The 25,981-nt window shown below is 32.0% G+C and carries 16 protein-coding genes; 1 reads left to right on the top strand and 15 read right to left on the bottom strand.

The genetic code is table 11. The features are described from left to right. Positions 1–62 precede the first annotated feature (62 nt). The gene (locus B5D16_RS02910) at positions 63–830 is read left to right on the top strand and encodes an AraC family transcriptional regulator (RefSeq protein WP_078765469.1); all 768 of its coding nucleotides are present in this window, start codon (positions 63–65) and stop codon (positions 828–830) included. Positions 831–845: 15 nt separating this feature from the next. On the opposite strand, the gene B5D16_RS02915 is transcribed toward B5D16_RS02910, so the two are convergent. The 15 genes from B5D16_RS02915 to B5D16_RS02985 all read right to left on the bottom strand — a co-directional run bounded on the left by B5D16_RS02915 (position 846) and on the right by B5D16_RS02985 (position 25,634). Next, a complete protein-coding gene (locus B5D16_RS02915) occupies positions 846–3,176 on the bottom strand; it encodes an ABC transporter permease (RefSeq protein WP_078765470.1) in 2,331 nt (776 codons plus the stop codon). Further along, positions 3,170–3,946: an ABC transporter ATP-binding protein gene (locus tag B5D16_RS02920; RefSeq protein ID WP_078765471.1), complete on the bottom strand. Its 777-nt coding sequence runs from the start codon at positions 3,944–3,946 to the stop codon at positions 3,170–3,172. Before B5D16_RS02920 ends, B5D16_RS02915 begins: the two co-directional genes overlap by 7 nt. A 250-nt stretch (positions 3,947–4,196) precedes the next feature. Beyond that, entirely contained in the window at positions 4,197–5,369 is a 1,173-nt protein-coding gene (locus B5D16_RS02925) for a MalY/PatB family protein (RefSeq protein ID WP_159444264.1), read from the bottom strand. Positions 5,370–5,454: 85 nt separating this feature from the next. Further along, complete coding sequence (locus B5D16_RS02930) at positions 5,455–6,786, bottom strand: sensor histidine kinase (RefSeq protein ID WP_078765473.1); 1,332 nt, start codon at positions 6,784–6,786, stop codon at positions 5,455–5,457. Next, a complete protein-coding gene (locus tag B5D16_RS02935) occupies positions 6,783–7,574 on the bottom strand; it encodes a response regulator transcription factor (protein ID WP_078765492.1) in 792 nt (263 codons plus the stop codon). The genes B5D16_RS02930 and B5D16_RS02935 overlap by 4 nt, the downstream gene beginning before the upstream one ends. Before the next feature lie 517 nt (positions 7,575–8,091). Continuing rightward, positions 8,092–9,498, bottom strand: coding sequence for a family 43 glycosylhydrolase (locus tag B5D16_RS02940; RefSeq protein WP_242942974.1), 1,407 nt, complete (start codon positions 9,496–9,498; stop codon positions 8,092–8,094). A 514-nt stretch (positions 9,499–10,012) separates the two neighbouring features. Beyond that, positions 10,013–10,846, bottom strand: a complete 834-nt coding sequence (locus tag B5D16_RS02945; RefSeq protein WP_078765475.1) for a pyridoxamine kinase — start codon at positions 10,844–10,846, stop codon at positions 10,013–10,015. Between the two features lie 115 nt (positions 10,847–10,961). Then, positions 10,962–11,492: a hypothetical protein gene (locus B5D16_RS02950; protein ID WP_078765476.1), complete on the bottom strand. Its 531-nt coding sequence runs from the start codon at positions 11,490–11,492 to the stop codon at positions 10,962–10,964. A gap of 11 nt (positions 11,493–11,503) precedes the next feature. Then, positions 11,504–12,001 (bottom strand): FmdB family zinc ribbon protein, encoded by a 498-nt coding sequence (locus tag B5D16_RS02955; protein ID WP_078765477.1) that lies wholly within the window; start codon positions 11,999–12,001, stop codon positions 11,504–11,506. Positions 12,002–12,199: 198 nt separating this feature from the next. Continuing rightward, positions 12,200–15,637: a CotH kinase family protein gene (locus B5D16_RS02960; protein WP_078765478.1), complete on the bottom strand. Its 3,438-nt coding sequence runs from the start codon at positions 15,635–15,637 to the stop codon at positions 12,200–12,202. Between the two features lie 14 nt (positions 15,638–15,651). Then, complete coding sequence (locus tag B5D16_RS02965) at positions 15,652–19,068, bottom strand: CotH kinase family protein (protein WP_078765479.1); 3,417 nt, start codon at positions 19,066–19,068, stop codon at positions 15,652–15,654. Positions 19,069–19,326: 258 nt separating this feature from the next. Continuing rightward, positions 19,327–22,965, bottom strand: a complete 3,639-nt coding sequence (locus tag B5D16_RS02970) for a CotH kinase family protein (RefSeq protein ID WP_078765480.1) — start codon at positions 22,963–22,965, stop codon at positions 19,327–19,329. A 374-nt stretch (positions 22,966–23,339) separates the two neighbouring features. Next, positions 23,340–24,473: a hypothetical protein gene (locus B5D16_RS02975; protein ID WP_078765481.1), complete on the bottom strand. Its 1,134-nt coding sequence runs from the start codon at positions 24,471–24,473 to the stop codon at positions 23,340–23,342. Continuing rightward, positions 24,474–25,190 carry an ATP-binding cassette domain-containing protein gene (locus B5D16_RS02980; RefSeq protein WP_159444265.1) on the bottom strand — a complete coding sequence of 239 codons (717 nt, stop codon included), beginning with the start codon at positions 25,188–25,190 and terminating at the stop codon, positions 24,474–24,476. 78 nt (positions 25,191–25,268) lie between these two features. Further along, entirely contained in the window at positions 25,269–25,634 is a 366-nt protein-coding gene (locus B5D16_RS02985) for a GntR family transcriptional regulator (RefSeq protein ID WP_078765483.1), read from the bottom strand. Positions 25,635–25,981: the final 347 nt, after the last annotated feature.

Here is a 25,981-nt window from a genome sequence, read left to right on the forward strand (position 1 = left end):
GTGGGAAAAATTGTAAATTAATTATTCAATTTTAGTTTTATTCTTTGGATATGGAGAAAAATATGAAAAATACAAATAATAAGAATTCAAATCCTGAAATATCATATAAAAAAGAATTGTTTTATAAGAATTTCATACAAAGAGAAAACAACTTTCTTCGCGCACCATACAACCCAGAAATTAACTTCTATAATTCAATTAAAAATGGTGATGTAAAAACCATTACCGAATTATGCAAAGAAACACTTCTTGAAAAATCTGGCCTTGGAAAACTATCAGATAACGAGGTTCAAAACATAAGATATCACTTTGTGGTTACAACTGCTCTTGCGGCAAGATATTGCATAAACGGTGGTATGGATTTACAAACTGCTTATAACCTAAGTGACTACTACATTCAAAAAGCGGACAAATGTAAAACCGCCAAAGAAGTTTCAGATTTACATCAAAAGATGTGTCTCGACTATACAAAAAGAATGAAGGATTTAAAGAAAAGTACAATTTGTTCAAAACCTATTGTCAAATGCATCGACTACATATATGACCATCTTCATAATAGAATTACCGTTGAAGAACTGGCTAAATATGTAAATATAAATCCAACTTATCTTTCAAGATTATTTAAAAAAGAAGTTGGTATTTCAATAAGTGAATACATAAGAAAGCAAAAGATTGATACTGCTAAAAACATGCTTCTTTATTCAGATTACAAACCAGGTCAAATAGCTCAAATACTTGCATTTCCAAGTCAGAGTTACTTTACAGAAATCTTTAAAAAATATACAGGCCTTACGCCTAATGCATATAAAAAAAGTTGGATTCAGATTTAATCTGAATCCCATTTTTTACTCTGTTATAAGTTTATATGCTGAAATTTTCTTCATCTTTCTTGATAGTAAGTAGCTAAATACTACTACTAATAACGTAACCAAAATAAGTGAAATAGGTACAAAAGATAATCTAACTATCAAATCTGCCTTTTTAACACCAAATCCAGCAAATACAAAATCAAATACCTTATTAACTCCAAAATATCCTATAGTTCCACCCAAAGTAGCTGCTATAAATGTAACTGGAATTAATGATAGAGATAGTTGAATTCTTAACTGTCTACTTGTATATCCAATTGCCTTTTTAACACCAAATTCTTTTTCACTCTTTACAAAGATTGTTTTCATAAGCATTCTTATTACCAACAATATAATGAATATATTTATAAAAACAAAAATATAAATAACCGTTCCAATAGTATAAACTATTTCATTAGCACTACTGTTTTGATATCTCCAATAGTTATGTGTATCAATACATTTGCTACCTAGTTCATCCTTTATTTTATCCAAACAATCATTGATAAAATCCACTGTTTTAGTCTTCATTCTAATACGAACATTATTATATTCTATGTTTTCAAAAATAGATTTTGCACCAGCCTCTGTCATGTAGATTCTCTTACCCTGACTATAAACTGCTTGGCAAAGACCAACAACGACATAATCTTTAGCTTCTTTACCTGTACTAATTGTTATGCTATCTCCAACATCAACCTTAGCATACTTTGCAATTTCACTACCTATAATAACTTCATTATCTTCCTTAACATTTTCTCCTTTATAAATCTCACAATTTACGTAGTTCATATGGTTGCTAAATAAAACCATAGTTTTCATATCTCCAACATAGGCATCAATGCCACCAAGTCCATAAACTTCTTTTACACCATCAATATTTTCTATGGTTTTCATATTTTCTTTAGTTTTTTTCATGTCATGTGAATCAAACTCAACAATTGCATGTGGAACATCACCTTGAACTAATCGTTGCAAATGAGTCGTATCAACCTGTGAATTATAATATAAAACACCAGTAAATATAGTTAAAAATGAAACCATTAATATTACAAGAAAAATAATAAAATTTTGAACTTTATTGTGGAACATATTTTTTAAAGCTAGCAAAATATTAAGATTACCAAAACTCTTATCAAGCGGTAAGTAATTATGCTTGAATGAATTTGCTGCAAGACCAAATCTTAGTGCAGTCGCTGGATGTAAATTCTTTATCTTTGCACTTGCTAAAAAAGCAATTATTGCTACAACAAATATTATTGATAAGACAATAAGCATACTTCCCAAACAATATGAATTTTTCCATCTAAATCCAACCAAACCTCTTAAAAAGTTTCTTTCCAAAAGTGGAAATAATATGTGTGCTATAATTGTAGCAATAATCACGCTTAATCCACTAACAACACTATATTCAAGTGCAATAGATTTACGAATCTGTCCAGTTGTATATCCAACCGCTCTAAGAGCACCAATATTTTTAATGTCTCTATTAATATTATTATTAATTGTAAATATAACCATCACAACACAGACTATCATAATGACAGCTGCAATTGCTACTATAAAACCAGCCACAATATCTACAATTGAAATATAACTTGATCTAAATATACTTCTATCCCATGCTCTTGGTGTAAATCCTTTTTTAATAAATGCATCATTAATTTCCCTTACAGCTCGTTCATCATTCTGTGAGCCATCACTCATTATTTCAATACGATTTTGATCCCTACCTTCAGGTAATCTATTCTTAATTTCTTCAAACTTCGAATCACCAATCATAAAAGATTCATATGTGTATATACCACCATCAATGTAATCCTCGTATATACCAGCCACCACATAATCATCCTTACCAAACATTCCCGTATCTACAGTTACCTTATCACCAACTTTAATTCCTGTAGAAGCAGCTACATACATGTTAACGTATATCTTTTCACCCTTTATACTTTCATCTTTTTCATACCAATCAACTCTATTAAAACGCACTTCATCAGAGTATCTTTGATAGAATCCAGATTCATCAGTATCCTTACCATCATTAACGCTTATCTTAAAAGATTGCATTACAATTATTGGTGTATATTTTATCTCTTTTATCCACTTAAAATCTTTTAATAATTCTTCACTATCTTCCTTACTTGCATCCACGTAATTGAAATATTCACCAACATTTTTTTCATCAAGTTTATCATTATAATAAGATCCATAACCTCTCATGAAAAGCGTAAAATTCACAAGAATAGTTGCGACAAAAATGATTAAAAAGAACATAGCTAGAATACTTCTATCTTTTCTAATATTAGCTTTTACTAATTTTACCATCCCATCTCTCCCAAGAACTTTCTTACTTTTTCATGTCTTTCCTTATCTCCAGTTACATATCTTCCAAGATTACACTCACCAATTATTCCACCATCCTGAATATAAAGAATTCTGTTACCACGTCTTGCAGACTTCATGTCATGTGTAACCATAACTACTGACTGTCCCTCTTCATTAATATCGGTCAAAATATCAAGCACCGCTTTAACGCCAGCACTATTAAGTGCACCAGTTGGCTCATCAGCAAATACAACCATCGGATTATTTATAACAGCTCTTACAACCGCTGCTCTTTGTGCTTCTCCACCTGACAACTGTGCTGGAAATTTCTTATGAAGTTTTTCATCGAGTCCAACTTTTTCAAATAATTCCGCTGCCTTTTTAGCTAAACACTTCTGCTTTTGTCCCGTAAGCATTCCAGTACTAATCGCATTATCCATAATTGAAAGATTTTCAACCAAATGTATTTGCTGAAACACAAAACCACAATGCTTTCTTCTAAACACTGCAAGCGCATCATCATTCATCTTTGAAATATCTTCACCATCATATATAATCTTTCCAAGACTTGGTTTATCCATACCAGAAAGTGCATATAATAATGTCGATTTGCCAGCACCTGAAGGCCCCATAATTACAGTAAAATCACCTTTATAAATTTCCAAATCCATGTTTTTAATAATGTGCTGCTGCTTTCCTTCAATTGAAAAACTCTTAGAAAGCTTATCAGTCTTAATAACTACCTCTTTCTTTTCCTTATCTTTTCCCATAAGTTATGGCTCCTTTCAAATCCAACTACTTGATTCTATAAACTCATTATATACATCTTTATTTTTTTAATCTTTGTCCAATCTTTAATTATTTTTTAAATTGGATTAAATCTTTAACTGTTTTTTAACTGGAATAATCACCGAAACCGCTACGCTTGTTTCGGGATTGTATCACGGTCGTCAAATGCTAGTAAGCAAGCTTACTGCATTTTCCTCGTCGTGTAAACAAAAAAAGACCTTAAGTTTTCACTTAAGATCTTTCTTTATATGATTCTGTTCCTTCTTTTAATCTATTAAGTCCATCTTTTAAGACTTCCATTGGACAAGCTAGATTTATTCTTACAAACTTATCTCCATTGCCCAAAAAATCACTTCCAGAATTAAGCATTAGCTTTGCTTCTTTTTCAAGGAAGCGAACAAACTTATCACTATTATCAGCAACCGCCGATACATCAACCCATAAAAGATATGTTGAATGAGATGGGACAGTTTTAAGATTAGGTATATTTTCCTTTATGTACTTTTCTGCAAAGTTCCTATTATTCCAAATATACTCGCAAAGTTCATCAACCCACTCAGCACCTTCTTTAGTATAAGCTGCTTTAACCACTTCTATTGAAAAACTGTTAGCTCTTCCAACTCCACTTATACCAACTTCATATTTCACCTTATTCTTAATCTCATCATTTGCTATAATCATCGCAGCCGAATGAATCGCAGAAACATTAAAGGTCTTTGCTGGTGAAATCAAAGTTACTGAAATATCTTTATTAACTTCAGATACTGCAGCAAATGGCACATACTTTTCACCAGGTGCAACTATATCACAATGAATCTCATCAGAAATAACTATTACTCCATTCTTTTTACATAGTTCTCCGATTCTAATAAGTATTTGCTCATTCCAAATATTACCAGTCGGATTATGAGGATTACAAAGAATCATTAGTTTGGTTTTTGAATCACTTAGCCTTTCTTCTAAATCCACCCAGTCTATATCATATGATAACTCATTATAGATTAGTTTATTTTCAACAACATTTCTTTCATTTCCAAATATTGTGCTGAAAAACGCAGAATACACCGGTGATTGAACAAGCACATTATCTCCCTTTTCACTAAGAGCTCTAACAGCGCATGCTAATGCAGGCATAACTCCATTTGAAAAATTCAACCATTCCTTCTTTATGTCAAAAGAATATTTTTCTCTCCACCAGTACATATATGATTCATACCATTCTTTTTTGTTTTCGGTATAACCAAATATGCCATGAGTTGCTCTATTCACAAGTGCTTCCTTTATGTCAGGATATGTTTCAAAATCCATGTCAGCAACCCACATAGGAAGTGCATCGCCTGCCCTGTCCCACTTTATGCTATCCGTATTTTTTCTATCAATAATCTTATCAAAATTGTATTTCATAATTGTCCTCATTTTAGGTAAAGATTTATTATAACGTTACATCAAAATCATACATGTATTTCTTTTAATATATATTCAGTTCACCTTAGGAAAGCTTCATATAAAGTTTCACTCTAAATCCTGCTACTTCGTTTGTCTTTTCATCAACCACGTTTTCACACTCTATGCTTCCATCCATCTTTTCCATAAGATACTTAGAAATAAAGAGCCCAAGGCCTGATCCATCCTTGCCTTTTGCATTAGTACCCCTGCTAAACTTTTCCATTATACTATCAAGTTCATCAGGATTTACACCTTTGCCTTTATCAGTTAATTCAACAAGCAGGAACCCTTCCTTATATTCTGATTTCAAAACAATTTGAGATGCAGCATACTTATAAGAATTAGTAATAATATTACTAAAGACCTGAGATATTCTCAGCTTATCAACATTTACTATACTGTCTTTAATAGGTAAAAAACCTTCTTTCTTAATGCTGTTTCCCTTTTCATCAACAACCTTATCAAGGTAATCCGACTCTTCAAGTATACTTAGTAATTCTTTGCTACTAACTTCTCCGACAGTTACATTTAATTCTTCGAGTTCTTCAAGTGTTGCATGGAAAAGGTTTGAAATAAGACTATCAATCTTATCTGCCTTTTCATCTATTGATTTAATTGTCTTTCTTTCCTCATCATTCAAATCACCAAGAGATAAAACATCAGTCATAGCCTTTATCGAAGCAACTGGTGTTTTAATATCATGAGATAACTGAGCAACAAGTTCTTTCTTACTAGCATCCGCCTTTTTTTCAATTTCACGAGCTTTTAAAAGTTCTTCTCTCATAATATCAAAACTTTCAGTGAATTCACCGAATATATGATTTCGATCCATATCAAGCGGAACTGCTAAATCTCCACTTGCGATTCTTGTTGCATACTTCTTAAGCTTATCAAATGGCTTAAGCATTCTGCTATTTATATAATAGAACCCTGCTAAAAATACTATTAGCATTGCACCACATATGCATACAGCGAATAAAGCAATACTATCAATCTTACTGTTATATCTATCTCTTAAATCATTTTTGATAATAAGATATCCAACAACTTCATCATCAACTTCAATATTTCTAACAACATCAAATCTTGAAGTAGCAGTCTGAATATTATTAGCAACATCTGCATCTGTATATTCTAAAACCATGTTATTACTATCTATAATACAGTAATCATACTTAGTAGTTTTATCAATTAATTCATTATTCTTATTTTTATAATCATCCCATGATCTTTCAATGTCCTGTATCTGCCTATTAATATCAACGGTATAAACACTTTGCTTCAAACAGCTTTTACTCTGTTCAATATAAATGGTCATACCAATAATTGCACAGATACACAACACAGCAAATATCACAACCTGCTTTACCTTCAATTCTTATCCTCCAACATAAAACCTCTTCCCCATACAGTTTTTATAAACTCTGGTTCACTGGCATTATCCTCAATCTTCTCCCTTAGATGTCTTATATGAACATTAAGTGTAACATCCCCAACATAATCTGTTTCCCAGACCTTTTCAAACAATTCATCCTTAGTAAGAACTCTATTCTTATTATTTATCATATATAGTAAAAGCTTATATTCCATTGCCTTAAGCATTATGCTTTCATCATTCTTTATAATACAAGCTTTTCTCTTATCAAGTTTTGCATTACCAACATCAACAATATAGTCATTAACATTTTCAGATTTATTTATATTACTATCCCTGTTATCTGTATTAGTATCCAAATTATTTATATTTCCATCTGTGCTATTTTCATTACCACTTGAATTACCTGTATTAACACCATCACTTTCATATCTCTTAAGTGTTGCTTTTACTTTTGCGAGTAAAACACCAAGTGAATATGGCTTACAAATATAATCATCTCCACCTATACTAAGCCCAAGTAACATATCATCTTCAGATGTTCTCGCGCTAATAAAGAATATAGGAATATCCATACTCTTTCTAATCTCCTGGCATAATTCAAATCCAGAATCACCACCCAAATTTATATCAAGTAAAATTAATGAACAAGTATTTTCCTTAAAAAACTCAAGTGCTCCCTTACTATCAAACGCATAACTTGCAGTAACATCTGACATATTAAAATACTTCGCTGTATATTCAGTTAATTCCACCTCATCATCAACAATCAAAACACTATAGTGCATATCTTCCACCATCCATAATATATTTTCCAAGTTATCATTTCTTACTTCTTATGCTTTTTCAGCTAAAAGTAAGACTATCTCAACCTTCACTCATCATTAGCAAGCTGTTTTTTCTTACTTTTAGAGAGTTTCCAATCAAAAGTAAGACTTTCTCATTCTCCACTCATCATTAGCAAGTTTATTTTTCTTACTTTTAGAGAGTTTCCAATCAAAAGTAAGACTTTCTCATTCTCCACTCATCATTAGCAAGTTGTTTTTTTCTTACTTTTAGAGATTTTCCAATCAAAAGTAAGGCTTTCTCAACCTCCACTCATCATTAGCAAGTTGCTTTTTCTTACTTCTTATGCTTTTTCAGTCAAAAGTAAGAATATCAACCATGCACAGGGCAAACAAGGAAACCTCCCACAAGTGGGTCCCTCCTTATTTACAAATATTATAACAAAAAAGTGCAGTAAAAACTGCACTTTTTTGAACCTGGCTCTAAACCAACTAAGATCTAAGCCACAAAATCAAGAATCTACACCAACTCAAATTCCTGGATTTCAATACTTCCACCGCCACTATAAGTAATATAAAGTGGACTTACACCATCAGGAATTGCTGCATCAATATCATAAACCTGCCAGTGATTTGTATGATGTACCTGAGCCTTGCCTAAAACTTCACCATCCATTGAAGTTCTAATTTCAATAAAGCCCATACCATAACCTCTGGCAAAAACTCTAACCTTTTTAACTCCATTAAATTCAAAATACTTAAATCCAATACCTGAATTCTCAGTAACATTATGAACGAATGAAAGTCTCTTATCTCCATCAGCTCCATCCTGCTTAATAAATGGAACTTCTGACTGACCAATATAAACTCCCATGTCCTTCTTATATACATGACAAGCTATGTATGCTGGATACTTTCCCTTACCAACAAGTGGTCCACCATTAAGACCACAAGAAGTAATCTCAACCTGATTGATTGTACCATCTTCATTGAATGAAATCTTTTCAGCACATCCCTGACGACAGTACCAAGTATTATTTGTATGTCTATGATAAAAGATATACCATTCATCACCGATTTCAATAATACTACCATGGTTATTAGCACCAGGAGCAACTGGAGTTTTACCATCCTTGTATGTATCAATTCCCAAATCACAGTTACTTACAATAACACCACCATAAGTAAATGGACCAACAGGGCTATCACTCATTGCATAACAAAGCTCATGCATAGCAGCTGATGAATAAACAAAATAATACTTACCATTACGCTTTCTAATTGAAGGTGCTTCAAAGAATGGATGCTCATTAAAATCTGGAGCAAATTCCTTGTTCATGCAACCAGGTGCAACAAGCTTTGGATTCTCAATAATAGTAACCATGTCCTTATCTAAAACTGTAACGAATGAACCTGTTCTTGATGTATCTCCAGGGCCACAGAATCCAAGATAAAGATAAGTCTTATCACCCTCTGTAATTACGCCAGGATCAAATGAAGGTTCATCGCCTTCTTTCTCACCAAGTTTAGTTCCATCTGCATAATGAACATAACCATGGAATTCAAACTCACCTGCAGGTGTATCACAAACTGCAACTGAAACAATTGGAAGATGATCTAAAACATAGTATAAATAATACTTTCCATCAGGTCCAATTGTAATATCAGGCGCATATAAACACATAGTTCCATCTGTATTAGCTGGATCCTTTGTTTTCTTATAAATCACACCTTCATATCTCCAATTACCAAGATCATCAATAGGTGCTGAATAACATACATAGTCACCCATACAGAACACTGCACCATTATAGATATCATGTGAACCATAAACATAAACACGTCCATCAAAAACATATGGCTCTCCATCAGGTACATATTCAAAATGTGGAAGGTATGGATTAACAGCTTGCTTCTTACCTTCAATCACATAAACATGAAGTACATAATCACTACCCTTAACCTCAAGATATGCCTTTGCATCCTTAGCAAATACTTCCGTCAATTTATCACTACTTGATAAAAACTTATCTTCATCACATGGATAATATCCTAAAGAATCATAGATATCATCCTCCATAAGTTTATATTCTTCATTTGTTTTAATATTAGCAGTAGCATTAACATATACGTTACTACCATCATTACCTTTAAGAACAATACCGAAGCGGTAACTAGCAAATAAACTCTTAGCCTTAGTTATAACTGCATTACCACTAACAACACTTCCTTCGTATGTTTCTGTTTTTGTGTTACCATCAAGAGATAACTTAATAATCTCTTCGTTAACACCACTAACTTTTTCTTCTTCCTTAACACTTAAGTTAATTGAAAGAATCTCTTTTTTCTTTAACTCTTTCTGAAACATAGCTCCTCCTTTTTTAGCAATAAATATTTTAAAAAATGCCCCCTGCATAAATACAAACATAAAAAGATTAAAACTAATCTTCAATTCTCTTAATAAGTTCTGGTAAAGTGCTTTCAAAGTTAACACCATACCAAGGTCTCTTAGGATCATCCTTGGTAGCTTCGATAGTAAGAGCAGTATAATCAGCTGCTAAACTAAATGCCTCATCAAGTGAAAATCCTCTAGTAAGAGCCCCTACTGAAACACTAGCAAATATATCGCCAGTTCCATGAAATACTGCATCAACCTTATCATTTTGATACATAAAATACTCTTCAGTTTTCTTATTATACCCGTAAACACCAGTCTTCCCCTCAGAAAGAGAAACACCAGTAATTACTACAACATCACTACCAAATGTAGAAAGTCTTTCAATAAGTTCTAAAACATAAGCCTCATCATACTTTTCCTTATATGGCATACCTGTCATGAAACACGCTTCAGTTATATTAGGGACAATCACATCCGCATATGCACAAAGAGTAGCATTTTCCCTAGCATAGTCTTCATCAAAATTAGGATATAACTTTCCATTATCACCCATAACAGGATCTACAAAAACTAAAGTATCCTTTGTTTTAAAATCATTTATAACTTTCTTGGCTATATCAATTTCTTCCTTAGAACCTAAATAACCTGTATATATTGTATCAAATTTTACGTCCTGAGATTTCCAATGTTCTGTAATCGGAACAAGTTCATCTGTTAAATCCTTAAACGTAAAATTTTTAAACATCGTATGTGTGGATAAAAGAGCTGTTGGAAGAATTGTTGTTTCTATACCCATTGCTGAAATTACAGGTAATGCAACAGTAATTGAACACTTTCCTAAACATGATATATCCTGCATTGTAAGTACACGTTTCATTATTATTCTCCTTAAAGCGATTAATTAATCACCCAATACCATTAACCCTACTCTAGACTTAGTATCATAATGCTACTTAACATATCTAAAACTTGTTATAAAAAATAACAATATTCTACTTATTCTTCTTTTTATTATCTATATTCTTCATAGCCTTATCCTTAATACCTTCAGACTTGCCCTCTTCCTTTATCTTAACAGCCATTTTCTTTTTCTGCTTTTCAAGGCTCTTTTCATCAGCCTTATCCATTAAATCATTCGCTTTATTAACAACCTTACTACCAAAGGATTCATATACAACATTGCCTGCAACTGCTGCCAAAAAAACTATTAAAACATAACCTATTCCCATTACAATCAAAGACTGAATAGTAACATATGGCATAACAATTGAAAATAGATAAATTACAGCAAATACTATGACAACCTTACGTATTTCACCTGTAAATATCGTATATAAAAATGTAACAATAAAAATCCCTATAGGTATCACAAAAAGATACATTGCTGCTGCCGCATCTTTTGGATTATTATTAGAACTTCTATATTCCTTATACAAAAGAGTAGGAACTGTATACATAATATTAATTATAAAAATGATATACAAATATTCCTTTAATCCAATATTTCTTCTGACTGTTCCCATGATAATCTCCTTTAATTTCTTCCGCCCCATCTTGCAATTTTAATAATTGAAGTATATAAAACATCTCGAATAATATGTCTTATGATAAATACAACTTGAACTCCTAGACAAGCACTTTCTATCGTTCCATAAAAAAGATAAAATAGAGCTGCCCCTACAGGAATAAACAAAATTCCACTTTTAAACCTAGTACTTCCACCGAATATATGTGCTAAATACACAATCAGATTAACTGCAGTTGTAAAATATAAAATCGGATATATTTCCAAAAAATATGAAACTACGCCAATTGTAGCAAATACCAGAAAAAACATATAATTAAATCCAAGAATTCCAAACATCATTCTTCCTATTTTTTCTTCATTCTCTTCAATACGTGGATCAACTGGTCTTCTACTTTCCTTATCAATTTCACTTCCACATTCAGGACATACCAAACTATCTAAATCCTTCATGCTGATTATATTAAATTCAAATTCCTTCTGACATTTTTCACAATATCTTTTCATTATCAATCCCCAAAACTTGTTCCATAAATCTCACCAAACAAAGTTCTATAAATAGAACATATAAAAAAACACATTCCCCTATATATTAACATATTTAAACATAAAAAGCATTATAAAACTTAAAAGGAGATGCGAAAAATCGCATCTCCTCAAATTCATATTAAATAACTTTATAAAACACATTCGTGCAATCATCAATTATTTAACCTTATATCCCTTACATTTAGCTTTCTTTAAAGCCTTCTTAGCCTTCTTTACAAGCTTCTTATTAACCTTAATAGTTACTTTCTTGCCCTTCTTAAAGAATGCCTTCTTACCAATCTTAGGTAATTTATTTCCCTTGATTGTAACCTTTGTAAGCTTCTTAGCCTTAGCGAATGCCTTAGCTCCAATTTCAGTAACATTATACTTATAACCATCAATAGTTACAGTACTCTTAATTACAGCCTTCTTAGTATTCTTCTTAAGGAGACCTGTAATCTTAACTTCACCAGCAACCTTCTTATCATCAGAAGCTGCCTTTGTTACCTTAAACTTGTATGTCTTATCTTTAAGTGTAGTACCTACTGCAGGTGCCTTAGTAGCCTCAGATTTCTTTTCATCCTTCTTAGCTTCTTCAGTTTTCTTGTTACCAACAGTTACTTTTATAATTTTAGCTTTATTATTATAAGTTGCATGATTAACAACAACAATACTTGCTTCGCCATCAGCTTTTGCTGTAATTACACCATCTCTAGATACTGAAGCTACACTTTCGTCTGATGAAGCATATGAATATGAATCTAAATTTGTATAATCTCTATATTTACCATCTTCATACTTAACCTCAATCTTTTTAGTTTCACCAACTTTAAGATTGATTTCTTTATCTACAGAATATTTTTCTTCATCAACGAATTTTGACTTATCATCTATAACCACAAGTTTTGTACTTATTTCTTTATCACCATATTTAACAATAATTGTTAATTCCTGAGGACCTCCTACTTCAAGATAATAACCATATATATTTGCATATACTGATTCATCAGCATTTTCATCTTTTTCTACCTTGAATGAAATATCTTCTAATAAAGCATCTATTGGTTCATACTTAATCAAATCCAATAAGTTAATCTCATTATATGCATAATAATCTTCTTCATAATATGAATCATATCTCTTTTCTACGTAATGGTAGAATGTATCTGCAAGGAATTCAACTTTCTCAACTTCCTTTGCACCAATTTCTTTATACTGTGCAAAAATCGAAGGAATGTAATAGAATAATTGGCCTTCCCATTCTTCAGTAAGAAAGATATTATCACCAGGAACATACTTAACGTAATTACCAGTCTCATCTCTATAATACCATCCCTTAAATTCATAACCATCACGTTCAGGTGCTTCTGGCATATCTTCTTCATTAATGTATCCATAAATTCCATTTTCTCTAACTTCCATAACAACTGGAATTTCTGCATATGGATCAACATCCATGAAACAATCTTCTTCATTTAAGAAGAACCTCGCATTTGCACCTTCGCCAAATGAACCAGCATTTCCTAAAACATCATCAATAGTTTCATCACAGAAAACTATTCTTTTTGCCACAAAATCTTTTAATCTATTTATTTCATTAAAATAATTAAGTGTATAAACATTACCTTCTGGATCAAAATTAACCCTTTCACCGCTTTCAGCATAATCAGAATCTTCATAATCACCCATAAGGATTGATCTTTTTACCTGATAATTTGCTAATGCAGACATATATGTTTCCTCTGCAAATTGATCAAGTTTACCACCTTCTGAAATCATTTCTTCCAAAATTGGTTTTAAAACTTTCCATCTATTTTCAACATTTTTAGCGAACTGTTCATCACTTGAAAGAAGTTTTGAAACCCAAGGTGCTCTATTAGTAAGACCATATCCATCAAAATTATCTGCTTCTGTTTCTGTTGCATTCCATGCAACGAAATCGAAATCCCAAACCGGACCCCAGAATAACTTACCATTTCTTGGCTTATAAAGATATGTACTACCACCATAATAAGCATCACCATTTAATGAAAATTCCTGAATTAAGTAATAATCAATAAGTGACTGCTCATCCATGTAATCTCTCCAAGTTGCGCCATCAGGAATATCAAGTTCTTCCTCATCAACTTCTTCAGCATCATCAAGAGCATCCTTTGTTGTAAATGCTGTTGGTTCAAATTCCTCTTCTTCTGATTCAATTGGTTCTAAGTCTGATATTAACTTATTAATAATAGCAAAATAATTATTAATATATTTAAGCTGAGCTTCCTTACCTTTTTCACTGTAATCAGCATCATATTCTGGACTTTCAATTACAAAATCATAAGGTGTAGTTGTGATTCTCTCTTCACTACCATCACTTGTAAGCCATGATCCACCCATGTTAATTAAGTAGCCACCAGTAACAATTTCTGGATCAGCTGGATCTTCACCTTCTTCTAATTCCTCAAGGTCATCAATATCAACTCTTGATTCTCCAACTCTAATCTGTTCACAAAGCTGATAACTACCATAATATTCACCATTAATTACAAGATTTACGCACACGCTCTCAGGTGTATAATTAAGTCCAAGTTCCTTAGCAATTTCAAAAGTAAATCTGTTTCTAAGAAGTGTATAATCATAGTAATTTGCTAAAAGAATCCAATGCTTATTTGCACCCATTCCAAACAAATCAGCCTTCTTATTAAGTTTAACTTTATAAGGCTTCTTACTTGCCTTCCATGTAGAATTACCTCTACCTCTGATATAATCAAGTTCATATTTCTGGTCATTATCAACACCGGGAATTTCAGTAATCATATCACCAGTACTTTCAACTGTGTGATTCTCTGATGCATTAACAGCATCCATACTAGCGAAATCAGAATCCAAATCAAAATCAAGAACTGGAGTGCTTCCTTCTATAAAGAATAAACTTTCTAAGAATAAGTTAGTATTAACACCAGTCTTAGCAATGATTTTACCTTCATTATCAACTGCTTCATTAGCAACAACCTTTAAGTAAACCTTATGACTACCACTTAAATTTTCGCCTCTAACATCAACTGTATAAGCCTTAGTCTTTTCCCAATCGCTGTCACCTGAACGCTTGATTTTAATTTCAGCAAATGCATCTTCACTATCATCAAGATATAAATATGCTTTAGCCTTTAAATTCTTCTTTGCAAGCATATTATAAACAAGACGGCTAGCCTCTAATTTTCCAAAATCATACTCTCCAAGATATAATTTTGTTCTTGCAAGAAGACCTGTATCAATCTTCTTAATTTCCAATCCATGCATTCCAGCTGAATTTTCAACATCAGAAATCTTTATACTTGGTAATTTCTCACCATCATTTAAATCAATTTTTGAATCAGCTAAAATATCAAGATTCTCTGAAAGATTATGTCTAATAAAAGCATTAGGAACGCCTCTTTCTATAGCTTCATCTAAAACAGACTGTAAATTATCAACTGTTATATCATCCTCTGGCATTCCTGTATATGGATATTCGCTATACTCGCCAAAATCCACATTAGCAAATGCCGCTGTTGGTATAGTCATCACAAAAGCAAGAGCAATTGCAGTTGCCTTAGTTGTCAACTTACCAAACTTAGATTTAAGTCTCATCTATATTCCTCCTATTATTTTACTTTATACTTATTTGTCTTAGCATTCTTTAAAAGCTTCTTATAAGCTTTCTTCTTAGCCTTTACAACCTTAAATGTAACTTTCTTTCCACCCTTACGGAAGAATGCCTTCTTACCAATCTTTGTAATATTCTTTGACTTAATTGAAACACTCTTAAGTTTCTTAAGTCCGAAGAATGCCTTAGCACCAATTGTCTTGACATTCTTACCAATTGTTACCTTAGTAAGTTTCTTTGCCTTAGCAAATGCCTTAGCACCGATAGATGTTACATTATACTTATAACCGTCAATTACAACACTACCCTTAACAGTAGCCTTTTTAATGTTCTTCTTAACTAAACCTGTAAGTGTAACTTCACCAACAACCTTCTTATCATCAGATGCTGCCTTAGTTACCTTATATGTAAATGCCTTATCCTTAAGAACTGTTCCTGCCTTAGGAGCTACGCTCTTATCAGCACTCTTAATATCATTTGCCTTAGGAGAAACATTAATCTTAGTACTAGCAACTAATGTAGCTCCAGTCTCATAATCTAAATCAAGCATTGTAATAACTGATGTTACACCAGCTTTTTTAGCAGTAACTTTACCTAACTCATCCACTTTTACAATATCTTCATCTGCAACAATGTACTTACATTTATCGTAAAGAGCATATGAAACTTTTTCTTCCTTATCAAATTTAACTTCAATGTTTGAAGTATCACCAACTTCCATATCTAAAGATTTTGTTGCAGTAATCTTTGTTGGATATACTTCTTCACTAGAATCAAATGCTACAAGCTTAATAGTAGCACTAAGATTCTTATAAGATGCTTTTACATAGTAGGTACCAAGTGCTGAAATATCTACAACACCTTCCTCTTTAAGAGTTGCACCCTCTGTTACAATAGGATTACCCTTTTCATCAACGAGTTCCCATTTAACATTCTTTTTAAGCATATCATCAGGTTTTACTACTAAGAATCTACGTAATTTAACTACTTCACGCTGATATTCACCTTCAAATACGTCATCTCCATATTCACCATCATAGAATTTATATGCAAATTCATCATCAAAGTAAAGAGGAACATATAATGTATCCTTAGTAAATTTCAATGATTCTATTTCTTTAACATCTGAAGTTTTTACAAATTTAGCATAATACTTTCTTGGAGCAGGAATTTTAGTTTTCAATTCATCATCATAAACATATGTTGCCATTGAAATATCAGAATTCAACTCAATTTCATTTCCATCCTGAGTCTTTGCGAACCAACCTAAGAACGCATAACCATCCTTCTTTGGTTCTTCTGGCATTTTCTTTATTACACCAAAATCGTCTACAGAAACAGTAGCATAAAGTTTGTCATCTACATATAATTCAAATTTATAATCATCATTATTATTGTAGTTGCTTGACATATCTTCAATGTTCTCATCAAACCATGCAGCTCTTCTTGTAGCAAATGCTTTTAATCTATTAACTTCATTAAAGTAATTAAGAGTATATGGATTTCCATCTTCATCGTAGCATTCAAAGTGCTCGTCTTCTTCCCAACTCCAGTAATTAATTCCATCAATTAAATATGATGAAACAACCTGATAGTTAGCGAGTGCTGACATATATGTTCCTCTTGCCATTTCATCAAGATAACCTTCGTCTTTTGCACTGTCCTTTAATAAAGCTGAAAATTCATTCCACTTCTTAACTACATTCTCTCTAAATTTTTCATCTTTCCCATAGAGTTCTGTAAACCAAGGTGCTTCCTTTGACATACCAAATCCTTCAAAATCAGAATAAGCTGTATCATATGCACCCCAAGCTACAAAGTCAAAATCCCATACAGGACCACAATATAATTTATCATTTCTTGGCTTATAGTAATATGTACTTCCACTATAAGCATCACCATTATCTGTGAAATCCTGCATAAGTGTATATGTAATTAATGAATCTTCATCAAGTAAAGTTCTCCAATCAACTACACCTTCCTCATTAGAACCAGCATTAGCAACCGCTTCATCAATCTGAGCTAAATAATCTCCCATGTAATCAAGTTCAGCCTGCTTAACTTCTTCATCTGTATTACTATCATATTCTGGCTTTTCAACACAAAGTCTTGTATCTCCATTACCTACAGTAGGTAATGACTCACCCTTAAGCCAACCTGAACCATGACTTAATAAATATCCACCAGTAATCTTATCTGGATCTGTTGGATTTTTCTCTTTTTCAAGATTATCAATTTCAATTCTGTTTTCGTCGATTCTAACTGTTTCTGAAAGCTGATAGCTACCATAATATTCACCATCCATAACAACATCAACAGCCACACTATTAGGTGTGTAATCAAGACCTAACTTCTCTGCTAAATAGAATGTGTATCTATTTCTAAGAAGTGTATAATCAAAGTAATTAGCAAGGAGTGCCCAGTGCTTATTAGCTGGCATTCCAAGAATTTCCTCTGAATTTTCAAGTTTTACCTTATATGGCTTCTTACTCTGTAACCATGTAGAATTGCCTCTACCTCTAATATAATCAAGTTCATATGTTTTATCTGTTACTACATTTTTGCTAACAGGTGAAACATAACCTTCTGGTACAGAAATATTCATCATACCATAACCCATAGTAGAATGAACTGGTGATCCATTAATACTATCAACTGTATTAACTTCCTTATCAATGTCAAAACTTACAACAGGTGTACTGCTCTCTGTAAAGAAAAGACTTTCAATATAAATCTTACCTTCATCAGTAGCAGCGCTGTTAATTGTTCCATCTCCATTAAGAACACTATCAGCAACAAACTTCATTGAAATCTGCTTTTCGCCTGTAAGTTTTAAATCTCTAACATCTATTGCTAAACTCTTAGTTTTAGCCCAAGGATCATCGTTACTTCTCTTAACAACGCCCTCAGCAAATGCCTCATCACTTCCATCTAAATAGAAGTAAACCTTACCTTTTACCTTCTTACCTGCTGCAAAATTATAAACTAAATTTGCAGGGCTGTACTCACCAAAATCAAACTTACCAAGATCAATTTTAGTGTTAGCTAATGTTGCAAGATTAACCTTTCCAGTTGAAAGACCTACAACACCTTCTGCATTTGTAGCATTTTTAATCTTCAATGCTTTTGCAGGTTTTGCGATTTTTCCTTCTTCTAAATCACTTGCCAAATAATGTCTAATAAATGCATTTGGCACTCCCATCGCTTCGGCTTCATCAAGAATTTCCTGCATATGATCCGCATGAAATTCTTCAGTATCTTCAAACTCTTCTTCATACTGAGCCGTCTGATAATTTGCCGTAACGTTATTCGCATAAGCCGCATTAGGTAAACTCATAGCAAATGCAATAGCAATTGCAACTGCCTTTTTAGAAATACCTGCCACAGTTCTGCTAAACTTTGACATGTCTCTCATTACACATCCTCCTTTTTATTTTTTCATGTAATCCTAATAAAAGATTTACACTCTTACCTGTACACATATTAACAATCGTTAATATGCCACTGTAATTATAACATAGTACTATCTTTTTATAAACGATTTATAAATATTTTCTAACATTTTCATAACACAAGCATACTATGGAAACAAGCAAAAAGGAGATGTGAAAATCACATCTCCCTATTATTTGTTTAAATAAATATTATTTTCAAAACTAACTTAAAAAACATATTATTTAACTTTATATCCCTTACATTTAGCTTTCTTTAAAGCTTTCTTAGCTTTTTTAATAAGCTTCTTATTAACCTTAATAGTTAACTTCTTGCCCTTCTTTACGAAAACTTTCTTGCCAAATTTTGGAAGTTTATTACTCTTTATAACTACCTTTGTAAGTTTCTTTAATTTAAAGAATGCTTTAGTCCCAATCCTTTCTACATTCTTTCCAATAGTAACCTTTGTAAGTTTCTTATGATTTGTAAATGCCTTTGAACCAATTGATGTAACATCATACTTAAATCCATCAATTGTTACAGTATTCTTTACTGTAGCCTTCTTAAGATTCTTCTTAAATAACTTAGTTACTTCAACTTCGCCAGCCTTCTTTCCATCATCAGAAGCCTCTTTAGTTACTTTATAAATATATGTCTTATCTGTAAGTTTTGTTCCTTTTTTAGGAGCTCTCTTTTCATCACTCTTTTTATCTTTTTTCATTGTCTGTGAAGGCTTATTGGCATTCTTCTCTGATACGATAACCTTAGTAACATCCATAAGCATTTCATCGTCCCCCTCGGCAAATGAAATAACTGATGTCTCGCCAGCCTTCTTAGCCTTAAATAAACCACATGATCCAAATTCAACCATGCTCTTATCTAATGCTTTAAATCTAATGTCTGTGAAATAATAATATGGAATTTTCTCTTCAACATCATACTTAAAGTTTACATCACCATATTCACCAACATTAAGTTTAACTTCTTTATCTACAGTAAGTTCTTTTGGATAAACAGCTTCGCTTCCCTCAATTACTGAAATCTTAAGAACTGCACTCTTATCAAGATATGTTGCCTTTATGTAGTAATCACCTAAATCATTAACTGCAACAAGGCCATTTCTTGAAACGTCTATCTTTGCATACTCTTCATTTAATTCTTCTGAATCATTATCAAACTCAAAGTCTGCCTTATATTTTCCTACAGGATTTCCTTTTTCATCCACCAATTCAAATTTAATATCCTCAGGATTTACATCAAATGGAGTAATCTTTAATAAATCCTTTGCATCAAAGTCAGCCCTGCTATAACCTTCATTTAGGTCATCACCTTCAGAATCCTCTAAATCCTCTGGTACATTTCCAACTGCATATCCATATTCTTCATTAAATTCATCTTCTTCATCATAATTATCATACTTAGGTACATATACCGTATCTCTAACGAATTTAAAATCCTTAGCAGCAGCTACTTCTGAAACAGGAATAAATCTTGCATAATATTTTCTTGAGTAATAATCAACGAGATCACCATTTTCATCATAAATTACAGATACATGAGCACCCAATGGATCAAATTCCTGTAACTGTCCGCTCTGATCGTAGTAATACCATCCTCTAAAGATATATCCTTCTTTTTCTGGATTTGCTGGAATATCAAGAGGTGATATAAATCCCATATATACTGGAGCTGTTGCATATAACTTATCATCTACATAAAATTCAACATCATCAAAATCAAAATTAAGTACTTCTTCACCAATATATTTATCTAATTCAGAAATATGAGTATCAACCCAATCTGCTCTGTTATTTACAAAACTCTTAAATCTGTTAATTTCATTATAGTAATTAAGTGTGTACTTACTTCCATCATCAGAAATCATAGGAATTTCACTTTCAGTCCAATAATCAATTCCATCACTTAAATATGATGTAGATACCTGATAATTTGCAAGTGCTGACATATATGTCTCATCTGCCATCTGATCAAGCACGCCACCTTCTTTAGCACTTTCTTTTAAAAGTTTTGAAAACTCATCCCATGTTTTAATAACATTCTCTCTAAAATCAGCATCATGGTAATATAACTTCATAAACCAAGGTGCTCTTGTTATTGGGCCAAAATTCTTAACTCCATAGCCCATATCTTCATCCTCTTCAGTTTGAGCTACTGAAGCTTTTGAATCATCAACATTTTCAATCTCAATTTCTCCGTCTATTACTCCAGCTTCTGATTGTGGTTTTTCAAAATCTGGACGATAAGCACCCCAAGCTACAAAATCAAAATCCCAAATTGGACCACAATGTAATTTTTCCTTTTCTCCTCTTGGCTTATAATAATATGTGCTTCCACCATATGCATCACCATTTAAAGAAAATTCCTGCATTAATGTATATTTAATAAGTGACTCTTCATCTAATACATCTCTCCAATTAGGTACTTCAGCTGATACTTCATCGCTGTCGCTTTCCGCAGTCTTTTTAACAGCTGCATCAATATCTCTTAAAAATCCATCTATATAATTAAGCTGTTCCTGCTTAAGATCCTCATCATAGTCATCATCATACTCAGGTTTTTCTACAACAAGATGAGTTCCCTTAGGATCACCAACTACTGGAAGTGACTCACCACTTAACCATGAAGGTGAATGCTGTAATAAATATCCGCCTGTTACATCTGATGGATCTTCTTCAAGATCCCCAATATCTACTCGATTTTCACCAATTCTTACAGTTTCAGCTAACTGATAACTTCCATAAAATTCACCATCCATAACAACATCAACTGCTACACTGTGTGGTGTATAATCAAGTCCAAGTTTATCAGCTAAATAGAATGAATATCTATTTCTAATAAGTGTATAATCAAAATAATTAGCTAGAAGTCCCCAATGCTTATTCTTAGGCATCCCAAGAACCTCTTCTGCCTTATCTAATTTTACCTTATAAGGCTTCTTAGTCTGTTTCCATGTAGAATTACCTCTACCTTTAATAAAATCAAGATCATATGTTCTATCCGATAAAACTTCATCATTAACAGGTGATCTATAGCCATCTGGAACCTGAATATTCATAGTACCATATCCCATGGTAGTATGAGTTTCCGACCCATTAATATCTTCAATTGTATTAAATTCTTTATCAATATCAAAGCTTACAACAGGTGTGCTTCCCTCTGTGAAGAAAAGACTTTCAAGATATAAACTACCTTTTCCACTAGCACTTTCATTAATTGTTCCATCTGTATTTAAAACACTATCTGGAACAACCTTTAAATATAAATGCTGTTCTCCTGTAAGATTTGCCTTTCTAACATCAACTGCTAAGTTCTTTGTCTTTCCCCAAGAATCATCAACTGTTCTCTTAATCTCGAAAGTAGCAATTGGTTCTTCTGATTTTTCAGTATAAAGGTAAGCTTTACCTTTAAGTTTTCTACTAGCAATAAAGTTATAAACCATATTACCAGCCTTATACTCGCCGAAATCAAAATTACCAAGATCAATCTTGTTCTTTGCAAACTTAGTAAGTTTTACACTTTTAATTTCAACGCCTTCAACGCCCTCGTCGTTAGTTACTACAGACATATTTTTATCAAAAGCAGCAATTTTTTCATCCTGTAAATCACTTGCTAAATAATGTCTGATAAAAGCATCTGGCACGTTAAGTGCTCTAGCTTCGTCAATAATATCCTGAAGATGTTCTTCAGGTGTTACAAAAAAGTTCTCTTCCTGTGTTTGACTAGTATAACTAGTTTCAGGAATTTGTGTTCCCTCAGCATAAGCTGCATTAGGTAAGCTCATAGCAAATGCAATCGCTATGGCTATAGATTTTTTAGAAATCTTTGAAACAGCTCTGCCAAATTTTTTCATGTTTCTCATACATATACTCCTTTTTTTATTTTTTCATGTAACCCCAATTTATAGACTTACACTCTCCTCGTTTAGTTGTGTTAATTTTTTCACATAAACGGCTTTTATATTATAACATTAATATGTTTATAATTGAACATATTTCTAACAATTAACACACTTTTATTACTCTTTCTTAAAAAATGGAAACGAAAAGGGAGATGCCCCAAGCATCTCCCCATAACCCATCAACTATAAATTCTAGCATAATGAATTAACATTTCAAGAGGATACCAGCATATTTTTTCTTTATTTTTCAACATATTTCTCACTTGTTAACAACATATTAAAATAATATTAAAATATGCTTTTTAATATTACAAATATAAATATTTTTTGTAATATTATTGCCTTTTTGGAATTTTCTTGTCTTCCAAAGTCTTCACAAAAATCTTTCTTATTTTTTCTTCATTAGCCTCATCTGTTATCTGTCCGTTTTCTTCAATATTATCTTCAGAAAGAATCTCATCAAAATCAATTTTTACTTTCCTACCATTTTTCATATATAACATATACACATATGATGGCTGTAAAGTAGAACTATCTTCACTTACATATTCCTTATAATAATCCACATCTCTATATCCATAGTGTATACTCTTATATTTCATCGTAACAGTTATTCCACCATTATCAACTATTATGTTTTTCTTAAACATAAATACTATCATGACCATAAGCATTGCCATAGTTAAAAATCCCAAGAAAACTCTTAATGTTGTAGTTCTATATCTTGATATGGAAAGGAATACTAACAAACCAACAAGAACAATTAAAACAATAGCAAATTCATTTGTATACACCATAGCGAATTTCCATTTATTATCTTCACTGGCACTTAGTATCAATTTGCTAATAACTACGGCATATCCTATAAGTACAACTTCAGCACAAAACACCATCGTTAATCCTATTTTTATAAGCTGTAGAATTTTATCACCAAAACCAAATAAAAATTTATTTGTTTTAGAAATATCACTTGTTAATTCCTTACGTTTTGTCAGGTAAAATAAACCTACAACAAGGAAAGGTATAATAACAATACTCATTATTTTTACAATAGCATATATTGTGATTATCTCTCCACTTCCCAAATAATATAAACATTCATAGACAATCGCACCAATAACAGTTACTACCTGTACTGGAACGAAATTACGTATCAATATTCCCATATATTCTTTAAGTGAAAAAGCATGCTGTCTTAATATTTCAGATAAATTTGAATACTTGATTGAATTCAAAAACACCAAAAACTTAAATCGTTCAAACTGATATTTTCCTTCCCTATACAGGAAAAAATATTTTGTTAAATACTCATAAGTCGAAAGAGATAAAAGCGTAACAAAAATCAATAATTCAATTACCCTGTTACTATTTAATTCAAGAACAAATGAACATACAGCAATAATCCACATAATCATCCATATTTTATTCTGCTTATTATCCTTCCTCATTTTTTTATAAAACTTTTCCATTTATATTTCCTCATCTTCTATAAAGTCTATAGTTTCTTCAGTAAGTGTTTTTCCTATACCAATAACACTATCCCTGTCTCCACTTTTTACAATTTTCCCATCTTTCATCATAACTATAAAATCAGCAACATCTTCTATTTCATCAATAATATGAGTTGAAATAAAAATACCAACATTATCTTCGCTTACCCTACTTTGCAAAATCTCCGTAATGTCCTGCTTAGATACTTCATCAAGCCCAGCATATGGTTCATCAAGAATTATGTATTTTGGTTTTACCGCAATAGCAAATGCTATATCAGCCTTAACTTTCTGCCCTCTTGATAAAATACTATATTTCGAATCAATTCTGTTACCTAATCCAAATTTATTAGCTAACTTTAAAAAGATTTCCTCATCAAATCTATCATATAATGTTCTAAATAATTCAATATTATCAGCAACTGTATAATAATCCGCATACATACTTTTACCAATATATATTACATCCTTATGAAAATCTGCAAGATTATCAAAAGATATCTTTTCATCATCCAAATATACTTCTCCACTATTTGATATAAGAGATCCATATATGTTTCTCATAAGAGTTGTTTTACCACAACCATTATTTCCAACTAAAACCGTTACGAATCCAGCTTCAATATCTAAATTAATATCTCTTAATTCAAATTTATCATTCTTATATTTATAATTTAAATTTCTTACCTTTATCATATTCATCATATAATCAATTACTGACTATATCCTCCTATAAATTCTCATCTTAAATTGTTATGATGTTTTCTATATTATTTACCATAATATATCAATCATGTCTTTAGCATCTTCCTTACTCATTCCGCTTTGCTTGGCATCATTAATCCAACCACTTAGTTTCTCTTCGATACTAAGTGTCATCTTTTCTTTTAAGTATTGTACATCCGGATTATCAACATAAAATCCTTTTCCAGCCACTGAATATATCAATCCCTCTTTTTCTAAATCTTCATAGGCCCTCTTTATTGTAATAACACTTATTTTTAAATCTGCAGCCAATCCTCTAATTGAAGGAAGCATTTCTCCTTCTTTTATTCTTTCCCCAATTATCTCATCTCTAATCTGCTTTGAAACCTGTTCATATATCGGAATCCCACTTTTAGTATTTACAACAATATTCATATTTTCCTCCTTTCTACTACAATGGTTTTATAGTTAATATTCTTAACATCTAGTTAAGATGTTATCTATCTTATTGCTTAAGCTGTATAATGATGGGAGCAATAGGTATATCGGCTTCCTTTCTTGGACCTCGCGTCCGTAAACTAGACTGATAACCAGCTCCTCATTAGCAGCGTTCGTTTTATGCAGGTTGTTTCACCATAGGGTGCATTCGTGTCACACCACAGTAGATTGAATAGGCAATGAGTAAAACTGGTGTATATCCATTGCACTATATTTTTAAGGAGTGACAAATATATGAACGCAGTAGGTATTGATGTTTCAAAAGGTAAGAGTACAGTTTCTAT

Source organism: Eubacterium uniforme, assembly GCF_900167115.1.
In the GTDB taxonomy this organism is placed as follows: domain Bacteria; phylum Bacillota; class Clostridia; order Lachnospirales; family Lachnospiraceae; genus Eubacterium_S; species Eubacterium_S uniforme.

Bases quoted from the DNA above. Each gene is read 5' to 3' on its own strand.
- B5D16_RS02910 (WP_078765469.1), top strand. From the start codon at position 63: ATGAAAAATACAAATAATAAGAATTCAAATCCTGAAATATCATATAAA.
- B5D16_RS02915 (WP_078765470.1), bottom strand. From the start codon at position 3,176: ATGGTAAAATTAGTAAAAGCTAATATTAGAAAAGATAGAAGTATTCTA.
- B5D16_RS02920 (WP_078765471.1), bottom strand. From the start codon at position 3,946: ATGGGAAAAGATAAGGAAAAGAAAGAGGTAGTTATTAAGACTGATAAG.
- B5D16_RS02925 (WP_159444264.1), bottom strand. From the start codon at position 5,369: ATGAAATACAATTTTGATAAGATTATTGATAGAAAAAATACGGATAGC.
- B5D16_RS02935 (WP_078765492.1), bottom strand. From the start codon at position 7,574: ATGCACTATAGTGTTTTGATTGTTGATGATGAGGTGGAATTAACTGAA.
- B5D16_RS02945 (WP_078765475.1), bottom strand. From the start codon at position 10,846: ATGAAACGTGTACTTACAATGCAGGATATATCATGTTTAGGAAAGTGT.
- B5D16_RS02950 (WP_078765476.1), bottom strand. From the start codon at position 11,492: ATGGGAACAGTCAGAAGAAATATTGGATTAAAGGAATATTTGTATATC.
- B5D16_RS02955 (WP_078765477.1), bottom strand. From the start codon at position 12,001: ATGAAAAGATATTGTGAAAAATGTCAGAAGGAATTTGAATTTAATATA.
- B5D16_RS02960 (WP_078765478.1), bottom strand. From the start codon at position 15,637: ATGAGACTTAAATCTAAGTTTGGTAAGTTGACAACTAAGGCAACTGCA.
- B5D16_RS02965 (WP_078765479.1), bottom strand. From the start codon at position 19,068: ATGAGAGACATGTCAAAGTTTAGCAGAACTGTGGCAGGTATTTCTAAA.
- B5D16_RS02970 (WP_078765480.1), bottom strand. From the start codon at position 22,965: ATGAGAAACATGAAAAAATTTGGCAGAGCTGTTTCAAAGATTTCTAAA.
- B5D16_RS02975 (WP_078765481.1), bottom strand. From the start codon at position 24,473: ATGGAAAAGTTTTATAAAAAAATGAGGAAGGATAATAAGCAGAATAAA.
- B5D16_RS02980 (WP_159444265.1), bottom strand. From the start codon at position 25,190: ATGATAAAGGTAAGAAATTTAAATTATAAATATAAGAATGATAAATTT.
- B5D16_RS02985 (WP_078765483.1), bottom strand. From the start codon at position 25,634: ATGAATATTGTTGTAAATACTAAAAGTGGGATTCCGATATATGAACAG.